This window comes from Cupriavidus sp. 2TAF22 (genome assembly GCF_052115045.1).
In the GTDB taxonomy this organism is placed as follows: Bacteria; Pseudomonadota; Gammaproteobacteria; order Burkholderiales; family Burkholderiaceae; genus Cupriavidus.
Map to the genome: position 1 here is coordinate 1 of NZ_JBFRFX010000027.1, position 18,101 is coordinate 18,101.

General features: G+C 58.8%; 19 protein-coding genes and 1 pseudogene. 6 read left to right on the top strand and 14 right to left on the bottom strand.

Going from position 1 to position 18,101, the window contains the following annotated elements; genetic code table 11:
• The coding region (gene sdhC, locus AB4Z48_RS27540; protein ID WP_441619844.1) for a succinate dehydrogenase, cytochrome b556 subunit at positions 1-299 on the bottom strand (299 nt) is incomplete at its 3' end.
• Between the two features lie 172 nt (positions 300-471).
• Between sdhC and AB4Z48_RS27545 the strand changes: the two genes are divergently transcribed.
• Complete coding sequence (locus AB4Z48_RS27545; protein WP_441619846.1) at positions 472-1,368, top strand: LysR family transcriptional regulator; 897 nt, start codon at positions 472-474, stop codon at positions 1,366-1,368.
• 288 nt (positions 1,369-1,656) lie between these two features.
• On the opposite strand, the gene AB4Z48_RS27550 is transcribed toward AB4Z48_RS27545, so the two are convergent.
• Positions 1,657-1,905 carry a hypothetical protein gene (locus AB4Z48_RS27550; protein WP_441619848.1) on the bottom strand — a complete coding sequence of 83 codons (249 nt, stop codon included), beginning with the start codon at positions 1,903-1,905 and terminating at the stop codon, positions 1,657-1,659.
• A 143-nt stretch (positions 1,906-2,048) separates the two neighbouring features.
• Here AB4Z48_RS27550 and AB4Z48_RS27555 point away from each other — a divergent pair, with 143 nt between their 5' ends.
• The 3 genes from AB4Z48_RS27555 (at position 2,049) to AB4Z48_RS27565 (ending at position 4,161) form a co-directional block, all read left to right on the top strand.
• Positions 2,049-2,399 carry a hypothetical protein gene (locus AB4Z48_RS27555; RefSeq protein ID WP_441619850.1) on the top strand — a complete coding sequence of 117 codons (351 nt, stop codon included), beginning with the start codon at positions 2,049-2,051 and terminating at the stop codon, positions 2,397-2,399.
• 206 nt (positions 2,400-2,605) lie between these two features.
• Complete coding sequence (locus AB4Z48_RS27560) at positions 2,606-3,772, top strand: porin (protein ID WP_441619852.1); 1,167 nt, start codon at positions 2,606-2,608, stop codon at positions 3,770-3,772.
• 113 nt (positions 3,773-3,885) lie between these two features.
• Positions 3,886-4,161 carry a hypothetical protein gene (locus tag AB4Z48_RS27565; protein WP_441619854.1) on the top strand — a complete coding sequence of 92 codons (276 nt, stop codon included), beginning with the start codon at positions 3,886-3,888 and terminating at the stop codon, positions 4,159-4,161.
• 213 nt (positions 4,162-4,374) lie between these two features.
• Here AB4Z48_RS27565 and tnpA read toward each other — a convergent pair.
• Positions 4,375-4,635, bottom strand: a pseudogene (tnpA, locus tag AB4Z48_RS27570) (IS200/IS605 family transposase); the annotation flags it as partial.
• 477 nt (positions 4,636-5,112) lie between these two features.
• On the opposite strand from tnpA, the gene AB4Z48_RS27575 reads away from it, so the two are divergent.
• Entirely contained in the window at positions 5,113-5,634 is a 522-nt protein-coding gene (locus AB4Z48_RS27575; RefSeq protein ID WP_441619855.1) for an RNA-guided endonuclease InsQ/TnpB family protein, read from the top strand.
• 104 nt (positions 5,635-5,738) lie between these two features.
• Here AB4Z48_RS27575 and AB4Z48_RS27580 read toward each other — a convergent pair whose 3' ends face one another.
• The 10 genes from AB4Z48_RS27580 to acuI all read right to left on the bottom strand — a co-directional run bounded on the left by AB4Z48_RS27580 (position 5,739) and on the right by acuI (position 15,825).
• Entirely contained in the window at positions 5,739-7,064 is a 1,326-nt protein-coding gene (locus tag AB4Z48_RS27580) for an MFS transporter (protein WP_441619857.1), read from the bottom strand.
• A gap of 216 nt (positions 7,065-7,280) precedes the next feature.
• Positions 7,281-8,150, bottom strand: coding sequence for an MBL fold metallo-hydrolase (locus tag AB4Z48_RS27585; protein WP_441619859.1), 870 nt, complete (start codon positions 8,148-8,150; stop codon positions 7,281-7,283).
• A gap of 41 nt (positions 8,151-8,191) precedes the next feature.
• Positions 8,192-9,097: an alpha/beta hydrolase gene (locus tag AB4Z48_RS27590; RefSeq protein WP_441620018.1), complete on the bottom strand. Its 906-nt coding sequence runs from the start codon at positions 9,095-9,097 to the stop codon at positions 8,192-8,194.
• Positions 9,098-9,350: 253 nt separating this feature from the next.
• A complete protein-coding gene (locus AB4Z48_RS27595) occupies positions 9,351-9,953 on the bottom strand; it encodes a TetR family transcriptional regulator C-terminal domain-containing protein (RefSeq protein ID WP_441619861.1) in 603 nt (200 codons plus the stop codon).
• A 134-nt stretch (positions 9,954-10,087) separates the two neighbouring features.
• On the bottom strand, positions 10,088-10,888 hold the full coding sequence (locus AB4Z48_RS27600; RefSeq protein WP_441619863.1) for an alpha/beta fold hydrolase: 801 nt from the start codon (positions 10,886-10,888) through the stop codon (positions 10,088-10,090).
• A gap of 34 nt (positions 10,889-10,922) precedes the next feature.
• Positions 10,923-11,396, bottom strand: coding sequence for a DUF6841 family protein (locus tag AB4Z48_RS27605; protein ID WP_441619865.1), 474 nt, complete (start codon positions 11,394-11,396; stop codon positions 10,923-10,925).
• A 354-nt stretch (positions 11,397-11,750) separates the two neighbouring features.
• Positions 11,751-12,551 (bottom strand): SDR family NAD(P)-dependent oxidoreductase, encoded by an 801-nt coding sequence (locus tag AB4Z48_RS27610; protein WP_441619867.1) that lies wholly within the window; start codon positions 12,549-12,551, stop codon positions 11,751-11,753.
• 375 nt (positions 12,552-12,926) lie between these two features.
• Positions 12,927-13,832 carry an enoyl-CoA hydratase/isomerase family protein gene (locus tag AB4Z48_RS27615; protein WP_441619869.1) on the bottom strand — a complete coding sequence of 302 codons (906 nt, stop codon included), beginning with the start codon at positions 13,830-13,832 and terminating at the stop codon, positions 12,927-12,929.
• An 11-nt stretch (positions 13,833-13,843) separates the two neighbouring features.
• Positions 13,844-14,701, bottom strand: a complete 858-nt coding sequence (locus AB4Z48_RS27620) for an alpha/beta fold hydrolase (RefSeq protein ID WP_441619871.1) — start codon at positions 14,699-14,701, stop codon at positions 13,844-13,846.
• Positions 14,702-14,838: 137 nt separating this feature from the next.
• The gene (gene acuI / locus AB4Z48_RS27625; protein ID WP_441619873.1) at positions 14,839-15,825 is read right to left on the bottom strand and encodes an acrylyl-CoA reductase (NADPH); all 987 of its coding nucleotides are present in this window, start codon (positions 15,823-15,825) and stop codon (positions 14,839-14,841) included.
• A gap of 146 nt (positions 15,826-15,971) precedes the next feature.
• On the opposite strand from acuI, the gene AB4Z48_RS27630 reads away from it, so the two are divergent.
• Positions 15,972-16,559 (top strand): TetR family transcriptional regulator, encoded by a 588-nt coding sequence (locus AB4Z48_RS27630; RefSeq protein ID WP_441619875.1) that lies wholly within the window; start codon positions 15,972-15,974, stop codon positions 16,557-16,559.
• A 383-nt stretch (positions 16,560-16,942) separates the two neighbouring features.
• Here AB4Z48_RS27630 and AB4Z48_RS27635 read toward each other — a convergent pair whose 3' ends face one another.
• Positions 16,943-17,950 (bottom strand): zinc-dependent alcohol dehydrogenase family protein, encoded by a 1,008-nt coding sequence (locus AB4Z48_RS27635; RefSeq protein WP_441619877.1) that lies wholly within the window; start codon positions 17,948-17,950, stop codon positions 16,943-16,945.
• Positions 17,951-18,101 lie beyond the last annotated feature (151 nt).

Below are 18,101 nucleotides of genomic sequence, written 5' to 3' on the forward strand. Positions count from 1 at the left end.
ACGTCGAGCAGCAGGAAACGGATGCCGGCACAGAAGTGGTGGAGGTAACCCCAGATCAGGGCCAGCAGAACCAGCTTGACGAAGCCGCCGGACAGGAGCGCCGAGAACTTTGCGAAACTCAGTTCGGAGGTGACGCTTTGCTCGAACAGGTACAGGACGAAAGGAAGAAGGAGGAACATCATGGCACCGCTTGCGCGATGCAGGATGGACACCTTGCCGGCCCAGGGCAACCGGTAGCTCGCGATCTGCGAGATACCGATATTCCGGTATTCGGGCCTGGTTGGCTGCGATTTTTCCATGGGGGCTGATTCTCTTCGTTGGATTGATTCGTCGCCTTGGCCTCAAGTAGCATCTCCGCGGTCGTAGACAGCGGGATGTCGGCGAGGCACGATACGCGGCATTCTGGCCCTTCACTGATATACTGTCCAATATCTATCGCATCTTTCTGATATATATAAAACCAGATATCGTATGGAACTGCGGCATATTCGCTACTTCCTCGCCGTCGCTGATGAGCGCAACGTCACGCGGGCAGCAGAAAGGCTCGGCATTGGCCAACCGCCTCTCAGCCAGCAGATTCACGTGTTGGAGGACGAGCTAGGGGTAAAGCTGTTTCGCCGAACCGGGCATGGAGTGGTCCTGACTGAAGCGGGCGAGGCCTTTGCAACGGATGCTAGGCGAATACTCCATGACACTCGCGCGGCCGTAGAGAAAGCACAAAGCGCCGGACGGGGCGAAATCGGGCGCCTCAACATCGGGTTTACCGGCTCCGCCGCGTTCAACCCCGTGGTCTCCAGGCTGATCCGGGCATATCGGCAGGATTACCCCAATGTTGTCCTCACCCTGGCAGAAGGTAATACTTCACAACTCCTCGCCTATCTCAACGATGGCCGGGTCGATGTCGCCTTTGTCCGTTTGAGCGGGCAGTCACCGGCCGGGGTTCAACTGCAGCACATTGCCGTGGAGCCAATGAAGGTCGTGCTCCCCGCAACCCATCCTCTTGCGAAGCGACGCCGGATATCCCTCGACGCATTGGCGGAGGACCATTTTGTTCTGCTGCCTCGCGAAGCGAGTCCTACCTTGCATGACGTCATTATCGGCGCTTGCAAGCTGGCCGGTTTTGATCTCATCGCCGGGCAGGAAGCGCCGCAGCTCTCTTCCGTAGTGAATCTTGTTGCAGCGGAGTTTGGCGTGTCAATTGTTCCTGCCTCTGTTTGCCAGATTCAGGTCGAGGGCGTTGTGTATAAAGACATAATTGGCAGTCCAATCTCTATCCGCCTGGCGCTGGCGTCGAGGATTGAGCCAACACCTGCGAAGACGGCCAATTTTCTGGCGAAGGTTTCGGAGGCTGTGGCTGACGATCATTGAATTCTCCGTTTGACAGCTGGATTCGCGTCCGATGGTGAGCTGCCGCAATGATGGTACTCGCCGGACCGTTACCAGCGACATACGGTCGGGGAATGGCGCCCGCCTGCTGCAAATCCTCACACGGCGCCCGGCGCCCCACTAGCGCCGTCAGCGGCGCCATGCCTGGGCTGGCCGCCGCCAGCGCGCGCTGCTCGTCGAGGATGTCCTGCAGGATGGCATCCGTCGTATCCGGGTCGGCCAGCACCACTCGGAAAACGGCAATCGGGCGGCCACCCCGCTGTGTCGACATCAACAGAGTGCGCGATACAAACGAGTGGCCGGCATCGAGCTGCATTCCTGAAGGCTGATGGTCGGCGCATCCAGCGCGTCTAGGATCTTCTCGCGCCTGTCGGCAGAAGCCGTTGCCAGCGCGGCACGCACGGTCTCGGGCGCATGGCGATAGGTCAGGATGCAATACTGCGGTTGGCTATCGAGTTCGTAGGATGACAAGGACACACACAGCGTCCGGAAATTCTTGACAACAAGATGACCGGTCATATTATACTTGGGCCGGTGCCATAGGTGCACAAACCGAAGCGTTTCGAGCGAATGAGCATCGACGGCAGCTTGCCCGCATGGAACTGGGCGCAGTCGGACAGGCCATTTACATCGCGCCTTATGAACGTTAATGAGCTATCGATATGACCAAGACCCTACTAACCAGCCTGCTTGTTGCGGCCACGGCCACCGTCGCCGTGCCGGAAGTATTTGCGCAACAGCGAAAGGCTGTGGACCCCTATACCCAGGGCGCTAAAACCGAGAAGCCGGATCCGTACACCGACGGCGCAAAGACGGGAAAGTTTGATCCGTACACTGACGGCGCAAACTCGGGAAAGTTCGATTCGTACACCGACGGTGCAAGGTCGTCAACGGCCTCCCGGTTGGTCGATGACAAAGTCGAAACCAAGGTCCGCGCACGCGATCCATATACGGATGGCGCCAGGAGTGGTAAGCCGGATCCATATACGGAAGGCGCGCGCAAAAAACAATGATTGTGGAGACGTCTCATTCGGCACCGCACGGTGCCGAATGAGACTGGGCCATATTCAGCGTGCGTCGTGGCGCTGCCGCGAACGCTGTAATCCCTGGCCCTTGTTCAATTGGCGGCTATCGCCGCCCATAGCTAAGACAGGCCTCAGAGGCAGTCATTCAAGTCATTCAAGCGCGTGCAAGTCGCAGCATCTGTAGTGGACGTTCTATGTCAACAATGAAGAAGAAGTTGTTCGCCGCCATCGCCGGCGCAGTGCTTGCGCCAGCCGCTTGGGCGCAATCGTCCGTGACGCTCTATGGCGTCCTCACCACGAGCATCCAGTACGTCAACCACGCGCAGAACACCAGCAACGGCGTGCTGGCGCCGGGCAGCGGATCGGCCGTGTTCATGAACTCGTCGGGCATTGCACAGTCGCGTTTCGGCCTGCGCGGTGTGGAAGATCTGGGCGGCGGCCTGAAGAGCCTGTTCGTGCTGGAAAACCAGTTCAACGCCGACGACGGCAAGATGGGCAACGGCGGCCTGCTGTTCGGCCGCCAGGCATTTGTGGGCGTGCAGAACCCGTGGGGCAAGATCACATTTGGCCGCCAGTACACGTCCGCGTTCCTGACCATGGGCAGCTTCACGCCGGTGGCGTACGCCGGGGAGTTCGAGCCGTTGGTGGGTATTGCAGGACCGAACTTCCGCGAGAACAACATGGTGCAGTACCAGGGCACGTTCGGCCCGGTCACGGCCATGGCGCATTGGTCGTTTGGCGAGCGATCGGGGACCTTTGCCGTGGGTTCCGCTTATGGCGGGGGCCTGCAGTACAACAGCGGTCCGCTCGGACTGGCCGCCGCCTACGACGAAGTGAAGTCGCTCAATACCGCGCAGGCCGCCGGCACATCGGGCTCGAACGACTATGGCCGCGACATGCGCGCCATGCTGGGCGCCAGCTACCGGCTAGGCCAGGTCAAGATGGTGGCCGGCTATCGCTGGGGCAATTCGGTGGGGCCGGCAACCGGCACGCCGACACTGCTGCCGCATCGCGACGATATGTACTGGGTGGGCATGAACTGGGACGCCACCGCCGCGCTACGCCTGACGCTGGCCTATTACTACGACGACATCAAGGCGGCGCGCATCAACGGCGTATCGACCAACCCCAAGAACCCCCAGCAATATCTGGCGCTGGCCGACTACAGCCTGTCCAAGCGAACCGACGTGTTCTTCGCGGTGAACTACGCGCACAATGCGTCGCTGAACTGGGACAACATCGCCTACTTGCCGAACGGCCAGTCCGTGGGCTATTTGCCGTCGACCTCACAGGTCTACTACAAGACGCCCGATGCCAGCGGCCAGCTTGGCATTTCGTTGGGCATGCGGCACATCTTCTGATCGTCCTAGCTCATATCCTTATTAAAGTAGCAGGTAGCTCGAAAGGCTAAGATTTCCGCGATGACGTACACCTCACTATTTTTTTCGCCTTGCAATTCCGTCCGGAGAAGTTCATGAAGCGTGCCCTCGCATTGATCATCGCAGCAATTTCATCCGGGACTGCTCTTGCCGCAGGACCGTCGGATTCAGCAGATCGCTATGATTACAACATGCGCGCTACGAATAGGGATGGGTATGTTCCTGATGCTGCAAGATCTATGGACAAATTCGATCCATACACCGAAGGCGCCGACAAAAGTACTCGGGCGAATCTGGCCCCGACGAAAGTGAGGAGCCGTCACCCAAAGAGCACCAAGCCACATCGTACTGCCGTCACGGCGGAAAGATGAACAGTCTCGAAGGCCTGTGTTAGTCCGCCGCATCATTGAAATGACACTGGGCGAATTCGCCGCGACGGAACGTCCTACTTCCGCTTGATGGGCTTGGGATTCTTGTTGTGCTGACGGATATAGCGCATCAACTTGCGGTCCCGATCCTTCACCAGATGTGCGGGAAGCCCCGGAGTTTAGTCCGGGGTCGAGAGCACGGACGCCGCAGGCGTCCTAGTGGGACGCTTGCTGTTCCTCAATGTATTGCCGGAGGATATCTATCGGCGCACCGCCGCACGATGACGCGAAATAGGAAGGCGACCACAACACGCCCCGCCGCTTCAGCCACAGATGAGAGTCTCCAAACTGCTGTCGGAGCATACGTGATGACACGCCCTTCAGCGACGCGACGAGATTCGACAACGCCACCTTCGGCGGGTGGTTGACCAACAGGTGTACGTGGTCGTGCTCGCCGTTGAATTCCACGAACTCGGCCCGACAACGAGACCCAGTTCCGCAGCCTCAAGCGGTACTGCAGTCGCCCGAAGGTCTGGTTATCCGGCTTCGACCTGCAAAAACTGAACAATGGCTTCAGCAAGTGCGAAGGCGTCTCCATCGGGTCAGCCACGCAGCAGCAGGGGTGCGAAGAGTTCGCGACACGGCTCAAGCAGTTCAAACGGAAGCGTCTCAACTGGCGCGTGAGCGACCGCAAGTCCCCCAAATACTCGCTGGAATGGGTTCCATTCAAGGCCCGCGCGCTGACGTACAAGAACGGCCAGGTCCGCTTCAACGGCATTAATATTGGGCTGTGGGACTCATATGGCCTGTCGAAATACGAATTGAAGGCGGGCAGTTTCAACGAGGACTCGCGCGGGCGTTGGTATCTCAACGTGGCCGTCAAGGTACAGATCGAAGAAAAGCGCGTGCCGGATGGTGCGTCGGTGCTCGGCATCGACCTTGGCCTGAAGTCGCTTGCGCTATTGCAGTGGCGAAAAATTCGAGCCGAACCAGTGGTATCGCGAGTCGGAAGCGGCGCTGGGTATTGCGCAACGCGCTCGCAAGAAGAAGCGCGTGAAGGCTATCCACGCCAAAATCGCGAATCAGTGCAAGGACGCCATCCACAAGGAAACGTCGGCGCTTGTCAAAAAACATGCAGCAATCTTCATCGGCAACGTGAACGCGAAGGCGCTGGCACAAACGAACATGGCGAAGTCCGCGCTCGATGCCTCGTGGAGGACGTTCCGGACACAACTCAAGGACAAGGCCATCAGGCAGTGCGTGGTGTTCGCAGAGGTCAACGAAGCGTTTTCAACCCAAACGTGCTCGTGCTGTGGCGTTATCCCGCCCGGCAGTCCGAAAGGTAGGGCCGGACTTGGAATAAGGCAATGGACGTGCAGCGATTGCGGAGCGGTACACGACCGCGACACAAACGCCGCCCGGAATATTGCTCGCCTGGGACTTCAGGCGCTTACAGAAGGAATCTCCGGGGTTTAGCCCGGAGAGGAAGTCAATGAAGTGGTAGTTCAACTGTTCGCTGAGCAGTCGCCCCGCTTCTCACAGCTTTGTTTCGCTATCGGAAAGTTGACAACGCTATGGAATCAGTGACTGAAACGTTCGGCCGACATCGTCTTGACGAGCAGTGCTGCAGCAAACATCTGAATAACGGCCGCGGCGATGAAGCTTCCCGAATAGTCGCCCGTTGCGGTTTTCGCTAACCCAATCAACCAAGGAGAGGCGAAGCCGCCGAGGTTTGCGAAAGTGCTAATGAAGCCAATCGCAACGGCTACAGTTGTTGGCGTCAGCAGCCTTGGGGGAAACTGCCAGAACAGTGAAATGGCTGCCCCCATCGCACCAAGTGCTAGCGCGAGGAGAACAGTGGTGAGATACGGATGGCCATGCCACGCGAAGGTCACCGCCACAAATGAGACGGCAATGCAAAGCGAAGAAAAAACAAAATGGCTTTGGACTGATCTCTTTCGCGATGCGCTAGTGGAAATGGCAATGGTGATCAGGGCACCGAGGATGCATACCACTGCTGAAGCGGTACCGATGCTTCCGTAGTTGGTGAACCCTGACAGCTTGAGAATCGTCGGCATGAAGAAGACCAGTGCAGCATTTGCGTAAAGCGTACAGAAATAGACTGCGATCAGCAGCCACACGGCCCTATTTCTAATAACCTCAAGCATGCCTTCATTCTGCGCTGGCGCCTTTGCCTCACTGCGCAAGTCCGAGAGCATCAACGCCTTTTGCTTGTGGGATAGCCATCGCGCGGACGACGGATCGTTGGACAGCACAAAGGCGGCGACCATTCCAAGGATGACGGTCGGCACCGCCTGCACAAGGAACATCCACCGCCATCCAGCGAGGCCCATGTTTCCGCCGAGATGGTCGAACGCCACTGCCCCGGAAAGTCCGACAATAACCGGTGCCAGTGCGGCGAAAGACTGAAAGACCCCAAAATTCCTAGTGCGGATCCTCTCGGGAAACCAATATGTGAGGTACAGGATTACCCCAGGGTAAAACGCAGCCTCAAAGATACCGAGCAGCAGCCGCAAGGCGTAGAACTCTGCCGGCGTGTGAACAAACATCATTGCAAAGCTGGCCGTTCCGCAGCCAATCACGATCGCAGAGATCATTCGCTTCGCACCAACTTTCTTCAAAAGGAGCGTTCCCGGCATGGCGAATGCAACGTAGCCGATGAAGAAGATGCCGGCACCGAAGCCGTAGACCGCCTCACTAAAGCCGAGATCGGAGAGCATCTGCAACTTCGCGAACGCGATGTTCGCGCGATCCACCCAGGCCATCAACCAGATCATGGACAACAGTGGGATGATCCTCCAGGTGGCAGTAGAGTACGCGACCGTGAGTTCGGACGTGTCGGTCTCGCGGGAAGTGGCTGATAGGCTGTCAACATGTGCGTTCACAGTTTGTCTCCTGGTATTGCATTTTTTACGCGAAATGATTTGGCCGAAGCGTCGGACATCATGCCCGACGTTTCAGAGGGAATCAGACAAGAAATCCGACTAACTCGGCCGCAAACTGCTATGAAAATTGAAACTGCGAGCCGTGACCGGAATCTGGATATCGTGGTGAGTTTGCGATCTCGACGACCGAGATCGCGCCAGGTACGTTCGTCCTGCTTATCTCGGGGTATTTTTCGCGGCATGGGCTGCCGCCCACAACGAGCCGGGATTGATCCGATCGGGGTAGAGTTCCAGCATGTTGTCGTAAAGCTCGCGCGCAGTCGTAGTTTGGCTATTCACGCGCTCGAAATCCATGATGTATTGCCGCGTCGCTCGGATATGGCGAGGGCTGCTGTCGGGGTCGAGGGGGCCATGGCCAGCAATGACGTATTTCGGGTTCAGTGCCTCGATCTTGTCGATCGCTGCGAGCCAGGCTCGACGACCGTCTTCGTCCGACTCCCCAAGGTAGGGGTGCGTGCTGTTGTAGATAGCGTCTCCGGAAATTAGGAGTCCGATGGACGGTACGTGAAGTGCGGTTGTGTTGTCAGTATCCGTGTGGCCGATGTCCACCACGCGCAACTCGTGCCCTTCCAGGTCGAACGTATTTCCGGTAAGCACCTCCGCTGGAATTAGCTTGGGAGGAACTTGCCCTGGGAAGCGTTTGCTCCAAACCTTATCCGTCTCTTCGTCTCGGATTAACTGATGCATTGCTTCAACGACCTGCAGCGGTGCGATTGCCCGGGCATCTGGGAAGTGCTCGCGCATCTTGGCCAACCCGAAGAAGTGATCAGGATGCCCGTGCGTGATATAAATGGTCTCAAGATGCCGATCGTGTGCTTTGATCCAGTCGATCATTTCCTGAGTGTGTCCGTCGCTCAGGAAGGTGTCGATCAGGACGGCGTTGCGCTCGCCGTAGATCAGCGTGACTGTGTTGGCGACCCAGGTGAGGTCTTCCTTGCCCGGCGGAACCCCTTGGGTGGCGCTCGCACGCCGCTTAACCAGCAGTTCCCATTTCAGAGGCGTTGCGGCGATGCTTGATTCGTTCATGATTTGCTCCGAGTGCTTGACGATGTGGTGCTTGCGAGTATTCAGGCTTGCTGCGGGAAGAGGTGCTCCGTGAACCAGTTGGTGGCTGCGCTACAGGCAGCCGCCGATTGACCCAAGTACAGGTCATAATGGCCGCCGGGAAGCAGTACGAGTTTCTTTGGCTCCAATGCTTGCTCGTAGGCAGCCAGCGCGAGGTCGGTCGGGGTGGCCTTATCCTCGCTGGCGACTACCAGCAGCAAAGGCGTTGGTGAGACTCGTGAGATCCACGTTCCCGGTTCGTACATGCGGGCCCATCGCGTGGATCGGATCGTGACTTTGTTCTCCCAGGTTCCTTCTGGCATCGGCTGAAGATTGAAGTCGATGGCATCTTGGGAACGATAAGCAGCAGGAGTTGCCGGATCAGCACTTGCTAATGCCTGGTGCCGGGGAGGTTCTCCGCGAAGCTGGGCGCGCTCATCCTCGTTAAGCGCCTCTTCGAGTGCCGGCAAAGCTTCTGCGGATACCCGCCTTAAACCTTGCACGTAGCCACTGATGGTCGGCACTTGAGCGACCACAGCCTTTAGTCGACGATCGGTCGCGCCGAGCACGATGGCATGACCACCGGCGTAGCTGGTGCCCCAGAGCCCGATTCGTGACGAATCGACCGCGGGGTGGGATTCCAGGTACGAGATGGCACGGCGCCAGTCAGCGATCTGCTGCCACGGGTTGATGTCTTGGCGCGGCTCACCGCCACTCGCGCCAAAGCCTCGGTGTTCGTGTACAAGGACAACGAAGCCAGCTGCCGCGAAGGCTTCGGCGAACTTCTCTAGGGCATGGTAGCGCGTGCCGCCGTATCCATGCGCCATGGTGATGGCAGGATGAGGCCCCTTACCATCTGGCAGGAAGAGCCACGCAGCGAGTTCGATCCCGCCTTCTGCGGGAAAGTTGACGTCGATCTTTGAAGACATTAGCGGGAAACTCCAAGAAAATGCTTGCGCGTTGCGCGCATGTGGGGAAGGGGTAGAGGCGTTCATCAGCCGCCTTTCTGGGGGCGCAATGGCACCCGTGGTGGCGTTGCAAATTGGAGACCAAGGCGGGCCGCTTCGTAACACCATCCTTTACGTTTGGGTCAGTTGACTACAGAACTATTTACCCTGACATTTCAGCGTGATTGCGATGACGGCCTGCTAGTACACCCGGCTCACACTGTTGCCCGGACCTTCAAACGAGAACGACCTGGAGGATGACTTCAGTCGCTTCTTCGAGCGGCGTGACACTCTTCTCCGCTTTCATACGCAGCATGGCGCCCTCCCAACTGTTGAGAACGAAGTCGGCTAAAACAGACGCCGGCATTCCATTTTTAATGCTGCCCGCCTGCTGTGCCTCTTCGATTGTCGATGCGAAGATTGCGCTCCAAATCTGGAAATTCTCCGCAAGGCGACCACGAATGAGATCGCTCTCGTCGGCCGTCTCCAGCGTAAAGTTTCCCATCAAACAGCCCCGTCGGAACCCGAGCGTTGCGAAGTGGCTGATTCGCTCACCGAAGTAACCACGCAACCGGTCCACTGGAAGAAGATCTGCGTTGCCGAAGAACTCATTTAGCTTGCTCAGGCCGAGTTCGAAATAATGATCAACCACCTCCGCAGCAAATGCTTCCTTGCTTTCGAAAAGGTTGTAGAACGATCCTTTTGGAACGCCTGCAGTCTTAACGATGTCGCCAATCCCTACGCCATTGAATCCGTGGGAATGGAATTCTGAAAGGCCAGCTGTTATCAGCTTATTGCGTGTCTCAAGCCCGCGCTTGTTATGGACAGAATTATCCAAACCGTCTACCTCATGGACTATCTAGGTGCATATCACTTCGCCCTGCGCACTACGCAGAGTCGGACATGCTGGCACCATATGGACCACCTTGACCTGCCGGGAGCCCCTATGTTCGGAGGGTCGAATTCCTTCCTTTAAAGATTCGAAACGAAGTCTTCGACCACCCTGGCCACCGCCTCCGGCCGCTCAAGGTGAGGGAAATGTCCCGCGTCGCGCACCTCGCCAATTTGGACGTTCTGGAACCGCGGCGCGACCACTTCGCGGAGCATTTCTTCGGGAAAGGCCTTGTCATCCGTTACCAACACCAGTGTCGGTGCAGTCACTAACGATGGCAGCTGGCCGCCAGGATGCCCACCGATCCACGATGCCAATGTTTGCAAGGTGGAATGCTCTGACTCCGCCGGCGTGGCAAGGATCATGCGCAATTGAGTCTCTGCGTTGACACTTACAGCCAGACCGACGCGATTAAGCCCAGCATTGACCCGGTCCAGGTCACGTGCACCAGCCTCGAAGGCTTCCCGTGCCTCGGGCGGAAGAGGAGTGCCAGCGAGAGGAGCTGGTGTGAGGAGCACCAGACCTTGAAGCCGCTGTGCGATTCGCGATGCCGCCAATTCGGCGACAGGCGCTCCCATTGACTGCCCCACTAGCACGATGACGCTCTCTGGCGCCGCACCATCTGTTATTGCATCGATGACTTGGTCTGCATAGTCTTCAAGCAAGCCAGCGGTGTCTGCGTTGCTGCGTTCAACGGCATGCCGCTGGACCGCGATGATCCGCCATTCCTCTTCGGGCTTGAGGTTGTCGATCACCCACTGCCAACCCAAGGCGCTGTCACGCCAGCCGTGAACGAATACCAAGACCCGCTCGGTGCTACCGCCGTTGGAAAGATACTCGACCCCAGATGGGGTGATTTTGCGTGCGAAGTCGGATATCACGATTTCTCTACTCAAGAATATAGGTGCAATGTCATCACGAAAGGACGCTGTGCACAGACCACACCTCGGACAGCACGGCCACATCTGTACTCTTCTGCTGAATGTGCAAAATACGCCATCCGTCCTCGCGCCTCATTAGACTGAAGTTAACTACGCAGCGCTCGATCTCCGAATCGTCAGCTCGCCGACGAGACCAAATCACCCTGATCTGTGCGCTGTTCTTGTTGAATACGGTGACCTGGCGATCGGGTACGGCCGTGTGGCTGTAGCCAGCTGCTTTGAGTCGCGCATGGATAGGCGCCAGAATTCCAGCAACTTCCGCCTCTGTCGCTGCCAAGACGACCGGCTTGTCATCGATGCTTACCCATAGCGGCGCGCCCCAGTATTCGGTGACGAACGAAGAGTCTTCTCCTCGCTCACCCGCCGTGGCCCATCGCGGGAGATAGTCTGCAAAGAACCATTGCCATACCTCTTCCAAGGTGTTCTTCTCTTCAATCTGATTTGACACGTTTCCCATATCTAATGTCTCTGCTTGGTGGTTAAGAGCTGCGCAGGCGCTGCATACGTCCATGCTGTGGCAGCACAATTGCTCACCTTTCCTGTACGTCGCTGCAAGCTCAGGCTCGGAGCGGAAGGGCAGTAAGGCCACCACAAGGATGTCCCGTCTACGTCTGGCCGGGCTTGTATAATATGACCGGTCGTCTCAAAACTCAAGCCGAATTTATGTGGGGCTCAGGAAAGTGCAGCATCCCGATGCCGCGCTGGTCCGCTGCGACCAGAGGGGCACTGGGCTGAGTGGCCTGTATCTGCCAGGCCGGGATCTCGGGGCTGCCGACCGCGAACTGGTGGAGCCCATCGACGGTCAGGCCTTCAGATATCGCGGTGCAGGGCGTCCCGTCTGCGTCGCTGCAAAAAGCTCGACCCGAGCGGCATCGAAGTTGGACCACAAGCTCTCATCCGCCACCGATGGCCAAGTGACCAACTCACCCTTGTCGAACCCGGCCAAGGCAGCGTCAACCATGTCTTCGGCGGTCATCACCTTGTCTTTGTCGATGGCTGCCAGTGGTACACCCGACGCGCCCTCGGTCCAGATTTCCGTGGCAGTCACGCCGGGGAGGACAAGTTGTAGCTTCACGCCGGTCGTTGCGATCTCATTCTGAAGGCTGCGCGTAAATGCCAGCACGTATGCCTTCGTGCCACTGTAGACTGCGCTGATAGGCAGGTATTGGATGGAAAGGATTGAAGCGATGTTGATGATGGCGCCCTCGTTCCTCGAAAGGAACCCCGGCAGCGCCGCATGGGTTAGGCGCGTTAGGGCTACGATGTTCAATGAAATCTGCGACAAGGAATCGCTTACTGCCGTGCTGGCGAGCGGGCGCATCTTCGACATGCCGGCGTTGTTAATAAGCAGGCTGATGCTCTGTTCCTCCGCCAGGACGGCCTCGACCTTTGCGAGGTCAGCGTCTTTCTCGAGGTCAGCCGTCAGCGTCTGGACATTGACGCCGTACGCCTTTGAGAGCTGCTCCGACACTGCTGCCAGTCGGTCAGCTCGACGCGCGACGAGGATTAGATTGAAGCCGCGAGCAGCGAGGCGATCGGCATACACAGCGCCAATGCCTGAAGAGGCGCCGGTAACGACTGCGGTCTTGTTGGTGGTGGACATGGATATCTCCTATTGATGGGGCTGGACTGATAGACAGACCAGTTGATGGTTTGACTTCATGGTCTGCAGTACCATCCGGCGCCGAGGGTCTTGCCAACAATGCGCTTCCAGGCAGACCCTTCCAACAGGGCTCGCGAGCATCAGGGAGCATTGCTCTTGCTGCACGCAGTCCGCGTCGTCTTCGATTCTCTCGCTGCTGCAAACGAAGGCATCGCTTTCAACGGTGAGCGCGCGTACGTCCAGCGTATTCTTCAGCGCCGCGAACACACCCTTAGCGAGAATCGGGATCTGGTGCATGCCTTACACGCGGGAGAAGGGGCCTCGATTAGGCACCTTCCTCCCGTTCTGATGTGATTCCCTCGGTGTGCCTGACGGCTACTGTCCGAGCTTCCCCAGGTATTCGCCGAGTTGCAGCTCGAAATCGAGCCCCTTCTCGGCCACGACCTTCCCGAGCTTCGGCCTGCGAGCGAGGAAGCCCTGCCAGGCAAGGGAGCGGCTGTACTCGCCGTAGGCGGCGTGTAGGTCTGCATCCGGCGGCAGAGTTGCCCGATTGACCTGGGCCTTGGCCGCAACCAGAGCCTCCTTGTCAAACGAGGCTAGACGCGACGCAACTGCCTCCACAAAGCGATCTAGGTCGACATCAGGAACGGCGCGTGTGATCCAGCCGTAGCGTTCGGCCGTTTCGGCGTCGTAGTCCTGAGCGCTTAGGATGGCTTCAAGCGCACGGTCACGGCCAATCAGGCGCGGCAGCCGTTCCGATCCACCGCCGCCAGGCACGATGCCGGTGCCCACCTCTGGTTGCGAGAAGTACGCTTGCTCCTTGCTCGCGTACCGAAGGTCCATCGCTAGGCTCAGCTCGTTGCCACCGCCTCGGGTGCGTCCCCGGATCGATCCGATGCTGATGAAGGGCGCCTTGGACAGCCGCACCACCAGGTCTACCCAGGCAGGCGTGGAATCATCCCCAGGCAAGTTGGGGAAATTCGCGGCCTGGCTCAGATCGAAGTGGTTGAAGAAGAAGCGCGGCGTGCTGCTGGTGAAGATGACAACCTGAACCGCCGGGTCCTCGCTCAACGACTTCACTACCTCGCGCAGCTGTGATACGGCCTCGGGCACAATCAGGTTCACGGGTGGGTTGGCATAGACCACCTTACGGATCTTTGGCGACACGACCTCCACTGTGACCATGCGCCCTAGCTTAGCTGTCGGAGCTTGAGCCAGGGCCGGCACGACATGGGTCGACACGATGGCTGCCGCCGTGATGAGTTGGGTGATGAGCTTCATTGGCCTTCTCCTTATTGCCCGAGGAAGGTGTTGACTTCGGCAGCGAACTGCTCCGGGTACTGGAACAGGAATGCATGCCCCGCGTCCGGGTAGATGCTTAGCGTCGAGTTCGGGATGTGCTGCGCCAGCAAGTGGGTGTTTACGGTCGGCACCATGATGTCGTTGTCGCCATTTGCAACCAGAGTAGGTTGCTTGATGGCGGCCAACCGGGTCAGCTTCGTGGGGTCAGGGATGCCCCAAGTGGAGATGGCGGTGAGGTGTGCATCACGCGTGGCAATGCTGACAGGCAGGTCGCGATCCGTTTGGCGCAACTGACGGCGCCGAAGGAACTCGATACCCTTGGCGCGGCTGGTGGCGCTTCTCTCGAAGAAGATGGTCAGGACATCTTCCGCGTCGCTCTTCTCGGCGAGTGCAACCTTCAGGACTTCGGGCACGTACATGTGCATGTCTTGGCCGCCCTGCGGGCCAGTCCCGGCGAGCACCATGCGGCGAACCTGATGGGGCCGCATCAGCGCGAATTCCTGGGCAATGAAACCGCCGAGCGAGAAGCCGAACAGGTCGCAGCGCTCAATCTTCAGCGCGTCGGCGAACGCTATGGCGCCGTGCGCCATCTCCCGGATGGTGTTGGGCGTCGCGCCGCTGGAGCCACCGACACCCACGTTGTCCATCAGGATGACCTCTCGCTGCTCGGAGATCGCGTCCACGAGCGCCGGATCCCAGTTGTCCAGGTTCGCACGGTAGTGGACGAAGAAGATCAGCGGCAAAGCATTGCCGTCGGCCTTGCCGAATCGCCGATACGCGTACTTGATGCCGTTACTGCCTTCAATGGTGAGATTTTGGGCATTGACCTGCCCAACCTTTGTCGTCATTTCGTGTCCTTGCTTCATACAACACGGCTGTGCCTTAGCCTCAACGGCACGTCAAATTAATCTGACCGGTCAGCTTCAATGGGGCAACAGTTGTCTCATCAAATGGCTTCGCTGTCGCCCCCGGCCTCCTGAACGCCTTAGGCGTTCACGTCGACGAGCGTGCGTCCACGCACTTCGCCTTTCAATACCTGCACTGCGCGGCCCGCGGCCTCATTCAGGCCGATGACCGTGGCCATGCTGTCGAGCAGACCCGGATCGAGATCCGTGGCGAGACGAGACCAGGCCTGCTCACGGATTGCCATAGGTGCATTCACCGTGTCGATGCCGCTCAGCGTTACGCCCCGAAGGATGAACGGTGCCATGTTGCCCGTCAGGTCCATGCCCTGCGCGAGGCCGCAGGCGGCCACCGTTCCACCGTACTTGGTCTGTGCGAGCACATTGACGAGCGTATGACTTCCGACGGTGTCGACTGCGCCGCTCCATCGCTCGGCGCCGAGGGGACGCTGTGGTGGGCTGGACAGAGTAGCCCGATCGATGATCTCGGCCGCGCCCAGCGAGCGCAGGTAAGCCTCTTCGGATGCGCGGCCGGTTGACGCGAGGACCCGATAGCCCAGTTTTGCGAGGACTGCGATGGCCACAGACCCCACGCCGCCAGCGGCACCAGTGACGATAACGTCACCGCCGCGCACGCCTCCGCGCTCGAGGGCGAGCACACTCAGCATGGCCGCGAACCCGGCGGTGCCGATAGTGGCCGCCTGACGAGTGGAGATGTTCGCCGGCAGTTTGACCAGCCAATCGCCACGTACACGGGCCCGCTGCGCAAATCCGCCGTGGTGTGTAGCGCCAAGCTCGTAGCCGTTCAGGACTACGTTGTCGCCAGGTTTAAAGTCTGGATGGGACGACGCTTCGACGGTGCCCGCAAGGTCGATACCCGGGATCATCGGGAACCTTTTGATGAAGCCGCCGAGCCTGGTGATTGCAAGACCGTCCTTGTAGTTGACGGTCGAGTAATCCACCTTGATCGTAACGTCGCCTTGATCGAGGTCTGCATCCGTCAGCTCCGCGAGCTGAGCCGCGAGCTTGCCGTCTACTTCCGTGACCTGTACGCCTTTGAACGTTCCCATACCTCTCCTTTTACACGGATGTTCGCCCACGCCAACTGACGCGGCAGCGGTCGGTAGTATAAGACGATTGGTCATATTGTGCATTCCGCTCGAGACAGGCACAATGACGGTATGACCTAGAACTGTGCGCGGGAGCCAATTTAGACATGGGAAGAGTGAGCGTTCGACCACAGCTTGTGGATGCCGCGCTGGAGGTTTTCCAGGCGCAAGGCTTCAATGCCTCAAGCGTTCAAGACTTGACGGAAGCCGCCGGCGTGCCTAAGGGCTCGTTCTATAACCATTTTGAAAGTAAGGAAGAACTGGCGCTTGAGGCGTTAAGCGTCTACGTCAGTCAGCACGGGATCGAAATCCTGCGCGACCAAAAATATGAGCCACTGGAACGGATGAAGCGCCACTTCCGTGCCAATTGGAAGGTGGTGCGCGAACGCGGCTACCGGAGTGGTTGTTTGTTGGGTTCGCTGAGTTCAGAAATGGCCGACTCCCATGAGGCGGCAAGGGTTGAGTTTGCGAATTATTACCGGGGCTGGTCTGCCGAAATAGCCAGAGTAATCGGGGAGGCGCAGGCCACGGGAGTGATCAGCGATTTGATCGACCGACAGGTCCTCGGTAGGTTCGTGCTGAACGCTTGGCAGGGAGCGCTAATCCGAGCAAAGGTGTCGAAAGACGAGGAGGCATTCAAGGATTTTCTGGCTGTCATCTTTGGTGTGATCCTAGCTCCGAAACTCAAGGACTGAGCAACTGAGTTGGTCGCCAAACGGCCTGTGTGGCCTAATCCACCTAGGCGGCATGGCGCCAAAGAAAGCGCTTACTTGCTGGGGGGCGTAGCCGCACGGCAGCAAGGATCAGGGTGGGCGCGTATCAGTTGGTCTTGAGAGCTGGGACTAGTTCCCGCGTTTTGTTTTTGCGCAGCAACGGCAGCGATATCAAGCGCCGTCTGCGCAATGCGTCCCCCTCGACCATCGTCTTGTGGTTTCCAGCGCCGAGGCCGAGTTGAGACGGCAAAGCCGCCAGAAAATGCGCGGCTCCCGAAGAGGGAAGGGGACTCACTTGCCCGTACGGCACCAGGGTTTATGCAACAATTCCCCACGGCGCTCCGAGACTTCCGTCGCTCAAATCTTCAAATCGACAGGCAAACTTTGCCGAAATGCTTGCCAGCTGCCTGGTAGCGAAACGCGTCGGCAATCTCGTCGAGTGGAAACGTACGGTCAATCGCGGGCTTCATGCCAGTTGCGTCGATCGCGCGCACCATGTCGACCTGATTCTTGCGGCTGCCGACAATGAGCCCCTGCAACTTCTGTTGACGAAGCATCAGGGAAACCGTCGGCACTTGACCGGCAATGCCGGTCAATACGCCGATCAGCGCGATGTGGCCACCGATCCGGCAGGCACGGATCGACTGTCCCAGCGTGTCCGGACCGCCCACTTCGACAACATTGTCGACGCCGCGACCGTTCGTGATTTCGAGTACCTTCGCAGCCCAATCGGTATCGCGTCGGTAGTTGATCAAGTGATCGGCGCCTAGCGCGCGGGCCTTTTCCAGCTTCTCGTCGGACGACGAGGTTGCAATCACCGTCGCACCCATCTGCTTGGCGAACTGCAGCGCGAAGATCGAGACGCCTCCCGTACCCTGGACAAGCACCGTGTCGCCGGCCTTCAGCGCGCTGTCGACAACCAGGGCGCGCCACGCGGTCAGCCCGGCAGTAGTCAAAGTCGCAGCCTCCGTATGGCTGTAGCCTCGCGGCGCGAGCGTGAACCACTGGGCTGGGCGGACGACGGCTTCCCGCGCGTATCCATCGACGCCGTCGCCCGGTGTCGTCGAAAAATCGGCTTGTGTCGGACCGCCGTCAAGCCACGATGGGAAGAACGTCGATACGACCGCGTCGCCGACCGAAAATTCGGTTACGCCGTCGCCGATCGCTTCGACAACGCCTGCGCCGTCCGACATGGGAATGCGACCGTCATCGGTGTGCATGCGTCCTGTGACTACACCCAAATCATGGAAATTGAGCGAGCTTGCGTGGATGCGTACGCGGATTTCTCCCGGCGCCGGCGAACCGGGATCGGCGAGATCCACGCGCTCGAGGTGCTCCAATGTGGCGGGTTGGCGCAAAGTAATAGCTTTCATCGAAGTAACTCCTGGTAATCGATTGACGGGTGCACTGCGCGATGCGGCTTCTGCGTCGAGTAGGCCAGAGCGCGCATTGATCGGTGCGCGCGGCCGAGGAAGATCCGCGACCACGTACGTCATGATTTTCCGGGTCTGCGTTGATTACCGC

Excerpts from the sequence above, each read along its gene's own strand:
- AB4Z48_RS27545 (WP_441619846.1), top strand. The coding sequence starts at position 472 with ATGGAACTGCGGCATATTCGCTACTTCCTCGCCGTCGCTGATGAGCGC.
- AB4Z48_RS27550 (WP_441619848.1), bottom strand. The coding sequence starts at position 1,905 with ATGACCGGTCATCTTGTTGTCAAGAATTTCCGGACGCTGTGTGTGTCC.
- AB4Z48_RS27555 (WP_441619850.1), top strand. The coding sequence starts at position 2,049 with ATGACCAAGACCCTACTAACCAGCCTGCTTGTTGCGGCCACGGCCACC.
- AB4Z48_RS27560 (WP_441619852.1), top strand. The coding sequence starts at position 2,606 with ATGTCAACAATGAAGAAGAAGTTGTTCGCCGCCATCGCCGGCGCAGTG.
- AB4Z48_RS27565 (WP_441619854.1), top strand. The coding sequence starts at position 3,886 with ATGAAGCGTGCCCTCGCATTGATCATCGCAGCAATTTCATCCGGGACT.
- AB4Z48_RS27585 (WP_441619859.1), bottom strand. The coding sequence starts at position 8,150 with ATGAACGAATCAAGCATCGCCGCAACGCCTCTGAAATGGGAACTGCTG.
- AB4Z48_RS27590 (WP_441620018.1), bottom strand. The coding sequence starts at position 9,097 with ATGTCTTCAAAGATCGACGTCAACTTTCCCGCAGAAGGCGGGATCGAA.
- AB4Z48_RS27610 (WP_441619867.1), bottom strand. The coding sequence starts at position 12,551 with ATGTCCACCACCAACAAGACCGCAGTCGTTACCGGCGCCTCTTCAGGC.
- AB4Z48_RS27615 (WP_441619869.1), bottom strand. The coding sequence starts at position 13,832 with ATGAAGCTCATCACCCAACTCATCACGGCGGCAGCCATCGTGTCGACC.
- AB4Z48_RS27620 (WP_441619871.1), bottom strand. The coding sequence starts at position 14,701 with ATGACGACAAAGGTTGGGCAGGTCAATGCCCAAAATCTCACCATTGAA.
- acuI (WP_441619873.1), bottom strand. The coding sequence starts at position 15,825 with ATGGGAACGTTCAAAGGCGTACAGGTCACGGAAGTAGACGGCAAGCTC.
- AB4Z48_RS27630 (WP_441619875.1), top strand. The coding sequence starts at position 15,972 with ATGGGAAGAGTGAGCGTTCGACCACAGCTTGTGGATGCCGCGCTGGAG.
- AB4Z48_RS27635 (WP_441619877.1), bottom strand. The coding sequence starts at position 17,950 with ATGAAAGCTATTACTTTGCGCCAACCCGCCACATTGGAGCACCTCGAG.